This is a genomic window from Flavobacterium sp. (assembly GCF_044368625.1).
GTDB lineage: Bacteria > Bacteroidota > Bacteroidia > Flavobacteriales > Flavobacteriaceae > Flavobacterium.
In genome coordinates this window covers 1-8,651 of record NZ_JBIPPD010000139.1, presented here as the reverse complement: position 1 = coordinate 8,651, position 8,651 = coordinate 1, and the positions used below count along the sequence as shown (strand labels likewise).

The 8,651-nt window shown below is 37.7% G+C and carries 7 protein-coding genes and 1 pseudogene; 7 read left to right on the top strand and 1 reads right to left on the bottom strand.

Translation table 11 applies throughout. From position 1 onward, the window contains the following. Window positions 1-999, bottom strand: a pseudogene (locus ACIQ2X_RS10850) (cystathionine beta-synthase); the annotation flags it as partial. Window positions 1,000-1,428: 429 nt separating this feature from the next. On the opposite strand from ACIQ2X_RS10850, the gene ACIQ2X_RS10845 reads away from it, so the two are divergent. The 7 genes from ACIQ2X_RS10845 to trpA all read left to right on the top strand — a co-directional run bounded on the left by ACIQ2X_RS10845 (window position 1,429) and on the right by trpA (window position 8,171). Beyond that, window positions 1,429-2,829 carry an anthranilate synthase component I family protein gene (locus ACIQ2X_RS10845; RefSeq protein WP_396178947.1) on the top strand — a complete coding sequence of 467 codons (1,401 nt, stop codon included), beginning with the start codon at window positions 1,429-1,431 and terminating at the stop codon, window positions 2,827-2,829. A 19-nt stretch (window positions 2,830-2,848) separates the two neighbouring features. Next, window positions 2,849-3,415, top strand: coding sequence for an anthranilate synthase component II (locus ACIQ2X_RS10840; protein WP_396178946.1), 567 nt, complete (start codon window positions 2,849-2,851; stop codon window positions 3,413-3,415). Between the two features lie 60 nt (window positions 3,416-3,475). Beyond that, window positions 3,476-4,468 (top strand): anthranilate phosphoribosyltransferase, encoded by a 993-nt coding sequence (gene trpD, locus ACIQ2X_RS10835; RefSeq protein WP_396178945.1) that lies wholly within the window; start codon window positions 3,476-3,478, stop codon window positions 4,466-4,468. 196 nt (window positions 4,469-4,664) lie between these two features. Then, complete coding sequence (trpC, locus tag ACIQ2X_RS10830) at window positions 4,665-5,453, top strand: indole-3-glycerol phosphate synthase TrpC (protein WP_396178948.1); 789 nt, start codon at window positions 4,665-4,667, stop codon at window positions 5,451-5,453. Next, on the top strand, window positions 5,453-6,109 hold the full coding sequence (locus ACIQ2X_RS10825; RefSeq protein WP_396178944.1) for a phosphoribosylanthranilate isomerase: 657 nt from the start codon (window positions 5,453-5,455) through the stop codon (window positions 6,107-6,109). Before trpC ends, ACIQ2X_RS10825 begins: the two co-directional genes overlap by 1 nt. A 52-nt stretch (window positions 6,110-6,161) precedes the next feature. Continuing rightward, on the top strand, window positions 6,162-7,349 hold the full coding sequence (gene trpB / locus ACIQ2X_RS10820) for a tryptophan synthase subunit beta (protein ID WP_396178943.1): 1,188 nt from the start codon (window positions 6,162-6,164) through the stop codon (window positions 7,347-7,349). Between the two features lie 60 nt (window positions 7,350-7,409). Continuing rightward, on the top strand, window positions 7,410-8,171 hold the full coding sequence (trpA, locus tag ACIQ2X_RS10815) for a tryptophan synthase subunit alpha (RefSeq protein WP_396178942.1): 762 nt from the start codon (window positions 7,410-7,412) through the stop codon (window positions 8,169-8,171). Window positions 8,172-8,651: the final 480 nt, after the last annotated feature.

Sequence of the window (8,651 nt, the reverse complement as noted above, 5' to 3'; positions counted from 1 at the left end):
CATATCGTTATCGCCGTCTACGAGTAAGTCAACGATTTCAACATCAGCAACACTTGCTGCTACACGTCGCGCTTGGTCGTTGGTACCGCCATAACAATTGGGAGGTACCACAATTTTGATTTTTTTCCCTTGGTGTTTGGTTGCAGCATCGTGTATCAGTCCCATCAAAATCGCATACTGAATCGACAATCCGCTGGAAGCAACCAAAGGCTCGCTTTCGGTTCCGGTAATTTTTTTTAGGGCAACTGCTACGGCCTTTTTATCGGTAACTTGATTGTTATTTGAAATTTCAAACGAACGTTGTTCCGTCAAAAATGTTAAGGCTGTCAAACAATTATCGGGTGTCATAGCAATGGTTTCTCTTCTTCGCACGTGCTGAATATCGCTGATGTAGTTTTTGTTTTCTGCACCATTTATAAGCAATACACTTCCCAAAGAATCGTACAAACGAATGTAAAAATCCACTTCAACAATCAAATCGATAGTGCCAAATACCGTTTCATTTGAAATAAAAACAGTACTTCCGTCAAATTTTGAAATCTCTTTTTCGTTTGTTATTTGCAGCAATTCAAAATCATAACCATAAATATTCCGGATAATTTCCGAGTCAAAAGTATGCGGTAATTCACCGGTATATAAAATTTGGGTATTTTTATGTTCCAATTTGTTTTTTCTCAAAATAGCCAGTACGGGAACTGTTTGAGACGAAAAAGCAATTACATTTTCGGCATCTAGCGCGTTGATTTTTGCAATTCCCCATTCGAGAACACACGACAAAGGATGTCCCAACCTGATGTAATCGTAAGCGGTAGGCAACTGTTCAAGTGTCTTTTTTTCAAAAATACCGTTTTGATACAAGCGTTCCAACTCATCCACAAACTGCGACTTGGCTTGCTGTTCGTTGTAAATATCTAACCGGTGCGTGGTCAGGTTTAACCAATCTTCAGGTTTATTTTGTAGAACTTGTTTGATGTAATGCAACACGTTATTCGCAGTCATATTTTTTCTTTAAATTGAGCCGCAATTTACACCAAAAGCCGGTATTTAAAAAGTGCTCTAAGTTTCTTTTGTGCTTTTGATTGCGATTTTTGTAACAATCAAATGCCGATTTATTTTAAGATTTACGTCTAGTTATGTCTAGTTATGTCTTGTTGTTGTATTTCTTACCATCGTTCTATCTTGCCACTTTCAAACAAATTATAATTTTTTCTAAAAATGCGTTACAAGTAAATTTACATACCTATATTTGCAACAAAAAAAAAATAATGTACACTCTTTTAAACAATACTTGGTGGTGGAACAATTTACGTCAGTCGTCGTGAACTAAGCACCTATAGTATCAATTGAAATCCAATATACAGAAAGGCTTGTCAGACGACAAGCCTTTTTTTGTTCGCATTATTTAGTAAAAATTGAAAATTATTTCCCGTGAAAAAATATAATCTCACCACACATTACAAGCAAATACTCGCAGATACCATTACTCCGGTTAGTGTTTACTTAAAAATTCGGGATAAATTTCCCAACAGTATTTTGCTCGAGAGTAGCGATTATCATGCCAACGATAATAGTTTTTCCTATATATGTTGCAACCCAATCGCTTCAATAAAAATTGATAACAATCAATGTACAACAACCTATCCTGATGGAACGGGCGAAAAAAGCGTTATCGAAAAAAACACGAATGTCGTCCAAATAATTCAGCAATTTTCAGCTCAATTTAAAAGTGACGTCACGGATTTTAAATTCATTTCGAATGGCTTGTTTGGTTATATTTCTTATGACGCAGTTCGGTATTTTGAGAACATTCATTTGTCCAAAAAGGACAATCTAACTTCCATTCCCGAAGTACAATACCACGTGTATCAAAATATTATTGCCATCAATCATTTTAAAAATGAGGCCTATATTTTTTGCCACAGCTTAGAAGGAAAAAACAATACCGCAGAAATCGACCAACTCCTGCGGTCCCGAAATATTGCTACCTATACTTTTAAAAAAGAGGGCGAAGGTTTTTCCAATTTGAGTGATGCAGATTTTAAAAATAATGTGGCTTTGGCCAAAAAACACTGTCAACGTGGTGACGTATTTCAGTTGGTTTTGTCGCGACGATTTTCACAGAAATTCAAAGGAGACGAATTCAACGTGTACCGGGCCTTGCGAAGCATCAATCCATCTCCGTATTTGTTCTTTTTTGATTACGGTGATTTCAAGATTTTTGGTTCTTCGCCCGAAGCCCAACTTATTGTACACAACAGAAAAGCAGAAATACATCCGATTGCCGGAACCTTTAAACGAACGGGCGACGACGAAAAAGATGCAGTTCTTGCCAAAAAATTAGCCGAAGATCAAAAAGAAAACAGTGAGCACATCATGTTGGTCGATCTTGCTCGAAACGATTTAAGCCGAAATGGGAACGAAGTTCAGATAGAAAAATACAGAGAAATTCAATTTTTTTCGCACGTGATTCATTTGGTTTCTAAAGTGACGGCGCGTTTACACGACAAAGCCTCGACAATGCAAGTAGTTGCCGACACTTTTCCGGCGGGAACTTTGAGTGGTGCTCCAAAATTTAAAGCGATGCAGCTTATTGAAAAGTACGAAAAAACCAATCGAAATTTTTACGGAGGCGCCATTGGTTTTATGGATTTTGAAGGTAACTTTAACCATGCCATTATGATTCGCACTTTTTTGAGTAAAAATCACGAACTTCATTCGCAAGCAGGTGCTGGTATTGTTGCAAATTCGGACGCAGAAGCCGAAATGCAAGAGGTGTATCATAAATTACAAGCGTTGAATAAAGCACTTGACGCGGCAGAAACTATTTAATTGTACAAATGTAACACAAATGAAAAAGATAGTAGTAATCGATAATTACGACAGTTTTACCTACAACTTGGTTCATTACTTAGAAAGTATGGATGCCGAGGTAACGGTTTTTCGCAACGACGAATTTGAGTTAGAAGATTTAGCAACTTTTGAAAAAATAATCCTATCACCCGGCCCTGGAATCCCCGACGAAGCAGGGTTGTTAAAAGACGTAATTCGAACATATGCATCAGCCAAAAGTATTTTTGGCGTATGTCTAGGTCAGCAAGCTATTGGAGAAGTGTTTGGCGGAAGACTAGTAAATTTAGACACCGTTTTTCACGGAGTGGCTACGAAAATAAAGGTCACCGTTACGGACGAGGTTTTGTTTCAAAATCTTCCTACGGAATTTGAAGTAGGTCGTTATCACTCATGGGTAGTGGAAACGCCACTTCCTGATGTTTTGGAAATAACTGCCGTGGACGAACAAGGTCAAATTATGGCACTTAGGCACAAACATTTGGATGTTCGAGCGGTTCAATTTCACCCAGAAAGCGTGCTTACGCCAAATGGAAAACAAATTCTTTCCAACTGGCTGAACAGCTAAATGATTATAATGTAAGAAGGTTTTAAAAATTTGGAATAACCCAAAGACAAAAAAAATATAATGAAAACAATCCTTAACCGACTCATCAATCACGAGATACTCACTCAAGAAGAGGCCCGAGAAGTACTCATCAACATTTCGTATGGCAATTACAATGAAAGTCAAATTGCCTCATTTTTGACGGTTTACATGATGCGAAGTATCACTATCGAGGAACTGCAAGGTTTTAGAGCAGCATTGCTGGAACGGTGCATTCGGGTCGATTTTTCGTCGCACAATACCATCGATTTGTGTGGAACGGGTGGCGACGGAAAAAACACATTCAATATATCTACGCTTTCTGCCTTTGTTGTGGCTGGTGCGGGTTTTAAAGTTGCCAAACATGGTAATTACGGCGTTTCGTCGATTTCAGGTTCGAGTAACGTGATGGAAAATTTGGGGATAAAATTCACCACCAACAACGACCACTTGAACCGTTGTGTCGATCAAGCAGGTATTGCGATTTTGCATGCGCCACTTTTTCATCCCGCCATGAAAAATGTAGGTAAAATCAGGAAGGATTTGGCCGTAAAAACATTTTTCAACATGTTAGGGCCAATGGTAAATCCGTCGTTTCCGCAAAATCAATTGGTGGGTGTTTTTAATTTAGAACTCGCCCGAATGTATGCCTACTTGTACCAAAACACCAACATCAATTTCAGTATTCTGCATTCGCTAGACGGCTACGACGAAATTGCATTAACGGGCCCAACCAAAATGATCAAGAACAACCAGGAAGGCTTTATCAATCCTACTGATTTTGGGCTTTCGCTACTTTCCGCCAAAGACATTGAGGGAGGAGAAACGGTAGAACAATCGACCCATTTATTTACCCAAATTATAGCAGGAAATGGAACAGAGGCCCAAAATAATGTAGTGTGTGCCAATGCTGCAATGGCAATTGCAACAATAACCAATTGCAGTCCAACCGAAGGTTTTGCACAAGCAAAAGAAAGTCTGCTTTCGGGAAAAGCCCAAAAAGCACTCACAAAATTACAATATTTAAGCAAGTGATACCATTTTTTTACATCAGATGTAAGCTGCGTTTGGGCGTGCTCCCGAAGAAAAATCGGAAAAAAAAAGAGCTCCGCTTCAAACGAAGTTCACTGAACTCCAAATAAAATTATAAATAATGTGAAGTAATCCTTCACGCGGTAAACGGGTACAATGAACACTATGACTATAATTGAGAAGTAAAAGAATAAGAATGATGACCATTTTAGATAAAATAATAACAGAAAAAAGAAAAGAAGTCGCACTCAAAAAAGCAGTGATTCCTGTTTCCCAATTGGAAGCTTCTGTCTTTTTTGAGAGAACAGTAACTTCATTAAGTACCAATTTGAGGAAAGGAACACGCGGAATTATTGCCGAACACAAACGCCGTTCGCCATCCAAATCCATTATTAATAATGGATTTTCGGTAGAAGAAGTAATAAAAGGATATGACAATGCTGGTGCGGTGGGAATTTCGGTGCTAACGGATATGAAGTATTTTGGAGGTACGCTCGAAGATTTGGTCTTAGCTCGTGCATCAACAGATATTCCGCTTTTGCGAAAGGAGTTCATCATCGACGAATACCAGATTTTGGAAGCCAAAGCCAACGGTGCCGATTTAATATTGCTCATCGCATCAGTTTTGACCCGAACTGAAATCGAACGATTTTCAAAATGTGCGAAAAATCTCGGATTGGAAGTATTGCTTGAAATTCACAATGAGCAAGAATTAGAAAAATCAGTGATGCCATCGCTGGATATGATTGGGGTAAACAATCGAAATTTGGCCACATTTGAAGTGAGTTTGGACAACAGCAAAAGACTTTCAGCTCTAATCCCGTCCGAATTTGTTAAAATCTCGGAAAGCGGCATTACATCAGTCGAAGATATTATGGATTTGGAAAGTTATGGTTTTAAAGGATTTTTGATTGGAGAAAATTTTATGAAAACAGATAATGCTGGAAAAGCTGCGGAAGATTTTATTCAAAAATTAAATAAATACTGATGAAATTGAAAACAGAAAAGGTATTGTCAAAAACAATTGCTGTCAAAATCTGCGGTATGAAAGAAGCGGACAATATTCTCGAAATTGCTTCGCTGAAACCTGCGTATTTGGGATTTATTTTTGCCAGAAATTCGCCTCGTTATTTTGAAGGAAACATGCCCAAGCTACCCAAATCAATTCAGAAGGTAGGCGTTTTTGTGGCTGAGACTATGGAAACAATTTTAGAAATGGTAGACAAATACGATCTTCAAGCGGTACAATTGCACGGAAATGAGTCGGTGTTTTTTTGCCAAGAACTCAAAGAGCAATTGCCTACTTCTGTTTCAATCATTAAGGTGTTTGCCGTGGGAACTGATTTTGATTTCGAAATTTTGAAACCATTTGAAGACTGTTGCGATTATTATTTATTGGATACCAAAGGAAAGTTTCCAGGAGGAAACGGAACGCAATTTGACTGGAAAATTTTAGAAAGATATAGTTCCCAAAAACCATTTTTTCTGAGCGGTGGCATAGGGGTGGAAGATGTTTCAGCCGTTCAGAAATTGATGGAAAGCCGTTTGCCTTTGGATGCCATAGATTGCAACAGCAAGCTTGAATTTAGGGCAGGAATAAAAAATAAAGAACAATGTAAACAACTGCTGGAATACTTTAACTGAAATTTCAGTTGAGGTTTTATTTGCAAAAAAAATAATTTAAAAAAAAATAGCAATGAGAACGTCCTATCATGTTGATGAAAAAGGATATTATGGAGCATTTGGTGGAGCCTATATTCCCGAAATGCTGTATCCAAATGTAGAGCAATTGCGGCAATCGTATCTGAAAATTACAGCTGAACCAGAGTTTCAAGCGGAATTCGATCAGTTGTTGAAGGAGTATGTAGGTCGTCCAACCCCTTTGTATTTTGCCAAAAATCTTTCGAAAAAATACAATGCCAAAATTTACTTAAAAAGAGAGGACTTGTGCCACACGGGAGCTCATAAAATAAACAATACAATTGGACAAATTTTATTAGCAAAGCGTTTGGGTAAAACCCGAATCATTGCCGAAACAGGCGCGGGTCAGCACGGTGTAGCAACGGCAACGGTTTGTGCTTTGATGGGTATGCAATGTATTGTATACATGGGGGAAGTTGACATAAAGCGGCAAGCGCCAAATGTTGCCCGCATGAAAATGCTTGGTGCCGAAGTGGTGCCAGCTTGTTCGGGGTCAAAAACCTTGAAAGACGCCACTAATGAAGCCATTAGAGACTGGATCAATAATCCTCAAGATACCTATTATATTATAGGTTCGGTGGTGGGGCCGCATCCTTATCCCGACATGGTGGCTCGATTTCAGAGTGTTATTTCTGCCGAAATTAAAAGTCAGTTGTTGGAAAAAGAAGGAAAAGAAAACCCAGATTATGTAATTGCTTGTGTGGGAGGCGGAAGCAATGCAGCCGGTGCTTATTATCATTTTCTGGACGAAGAAAATGTTAAAATCATTGCTGTTGAAGCAGCTGGTTTAGGCGTGTATTCGGGCGAAAGTGCTGCGACTTCTGCTTTAGGCAAAATAGGAATCATTCACGGAAGTAAAACCTTATTGATGCAAACCGACGATGGACAAATTACCGAGCCGTATTCTATTTCGGCAGGTTTAGATTATCCGGGAGTTGGTCCGATGCATGCCCATTTATTTGCAACCAAAAGGGCTCAATTTATTTCAATTACCGATGAAGATGCGATGAATGCCGGTTTAGAATTATCAAAAATGGAAGGAATAATTCCTGCAATCGAAACCGCTCATGCCTTTGCCGCATTGGATGTGATGAATTTGGAACCGGACGACGTAGTTGTGATTAACTTATCGGGACGTGGAGATAAAGATTTACAGACGTACATCGACTATTTTAAATTATAAAACATATTGAATGCTACCTATATATTAGGAGAACAAAAAATATTAAAATCAGAGCACACAATGAATAGAATCAATCAAAAATTAGCAGAAAAAGAACAAATTTTATCTATTTATTTTTCAGCAGGATATCCGAGTTTGAACGACACGGTTGGAATCATTGCACAATTGGAAAAAAGCGGTGTAGATCTCATCGAAATTGGTTTGCCCTTTAGCGACCCATTGGCTGACGGACCAACTATTCAAAACAGCGCGACTGCAGCATTAAAAAACGGAATGTCGACAAAAGTACTTTTTGACCAATTGAAAGATGTTCGTAAAACGGTCAATATCCCGTTATTGATCATGGGATATTTTAATCCGATAATTCAATACGGTGTGGAGCAATTTTGCGAAACTTGTGCTGCAGTTGGAATCGACGGACTGATTATTCCTGATCTTCCGCTTGAAATTTATCAAAGCGACTATCAAGAACTTTTTGAAAAATACGGTTTAATCAATGTTTTACTCATAACGCCACAAACTTCCGAATCTCGAATTAGACAAATTGATGCTGCGTCAAAAGGTTTTATTTATACAGTAAGTTCCGCCAGTGTTACCGGAAGTAGTACGGGTTTTGGAACCGAACAAGAAGCGTATTTTAAAAGAATTCAGGATATGCAGTTAACCAATCCACAATTAATAGGCTTTGGGATCCACGATAAGCAGACTTTTAAAACAGTAAGTACATTTGCAAAAGGTGGCATTATAGGAAGTGCTTTTATAAAACATTTGACCTATAACGGAGTTAATCGGATAGATACATTTATAAATGGAATTCGATAAACAAAATAAAAGTTAGTGTGCGAAACTTTATCGTATAATTTATAAAAACAATTGCAATACGCAGTTGATTATTTACCATAACCCCAAACAAGTCAAGGAGAATATATCTTATTTTAAAGTAATTCAGTATTTAAAAGCAATATTGAGCAAGCCTACAGTAATTTTATAGTTCTAAATCTTTACATACAGCTGTTTGAAAGTCGATTCTTTCTATAAACAGTTGTACGCGATTACCCACAGTTATTACTTTCTATTATCAATATAAAAGCGGTTCGCCTAAATTTGTCCGACAAGATATTTGTATTTTTTTTATCAATAATTTATTTATAAAGTTCAATAAATGAAATATTTGGATGTATATCCGTAATTGCTCATATTTTTGTATATTTGTTTGATAGATAAATTATTGGGTATGAATATTTTTAGTTTTGGAGTCGAATTTAGTAGTGAAGCCAATTGTATTGCGCATTTTAAAGCGGA